1 protein-coding gene is annotated in these 1,046 nt (G+C 65.6%); it reads left to right on the top strand.

Translation table 11 applies throughout. The features are described 5' to 3' along the window. Positions 1–1,046 (top strand): hypothetical protein (locus tag T546_RS0122385; protein ID WP_026893493.1); only part of this gene is annotated, 1,046 nt, incomplete at both ends.

Raw genomic sequence — 1,046 nt, 5'->3', positions numbered from 1 at the left:
ACAGGTCCAACGGGGGCAACTGGTCCGACAGGGCCGACGGGCGACACCGGTCCAACGGGAGATACAGGAGCCACCGGCCCAACCGGTCCAACGGGAGATACCGGTCCAACCGGTCCGACAGGAGCGACTGGCCCAACAGGAGATACAGGCTCTACCGGCCCAACGGGAGATACCGGCCCAACCGGTCCAACTGGAGCCACGGGAGCAACTGGTCCAACGGGGAACACAGGAGCCACCGGTCCAACAGGCGATACTGGTCCAACAGGTCCGACAGGGGCAACTGGTCCGACCGGCCCAACGAGTGACACTGGACCAACCGGTCCAACAGGTGAAACTGGTCCAACCGGTCCGACAGGAGCGACTGGACCAACCGGCCCAACGAGTGACACTGGTCCAACTGGTCCAACAGGAGCAACTGGTCCCACGGGAGATACTGGAGCAACTGGTTCCACGGGAGATACCGGCCCCACCGGTCCAACGGGAGATACAGGAGCAACTGGCCCCACGGGAGATACAGGAGCAACCGGCCCCACGGGAGATACTGGCGCGACCGGTCCAACGGGAGATACAGGAGCAACTGGCCCTACGGGAGATACAGGAGCAACCGGCCCCACGGGAGATACTGGTCCAACCGGCCCCACGGGAGATACAGGAGCGACCGGCCCAACAGGGGATACTGGCCCAATCGGCCCAACGGGAGATACAGGAGCGACCGGCCCAACAGGGGATACTGGCCCGACCGGCCCGACGGGAGATACTGGCCCAACCGGCCCAACGGGAGATACAGGAGCGACCGGCCCAACAGGGGATACTGGCGCGACCGGCCCAACGGGAGATACAGGAGCGACCGGCCCAACAGGAGATACTGGCCCAACCGGCCCAACGGGAGATATTGGCGCGACCGGCCCAACAGGAGCAACCGGCCCGACCGGTCCAACGGGAACCACGGGCCCAACCGGAGCAACAGGAGGCACCGGCCCAACAGGAATTACGGGCCCAACCGGCGCGACAGGTCCAACAGGAGCCACGGGTCCGACCGGTCCAAC

Source organism: [Clostridium] aerotolerans DSM 5434, assembly GCF_000687555.1.
Classification (GTDB): Bacteria; Bacillota; Clostridia; order Lachnospirales; family Lachnospiraceae; genus Lacrimispora; species Lacrimispora aerotolerans.
This window is presented reverse-complemented; position numbering and strand designations above follow the sequence as displayed.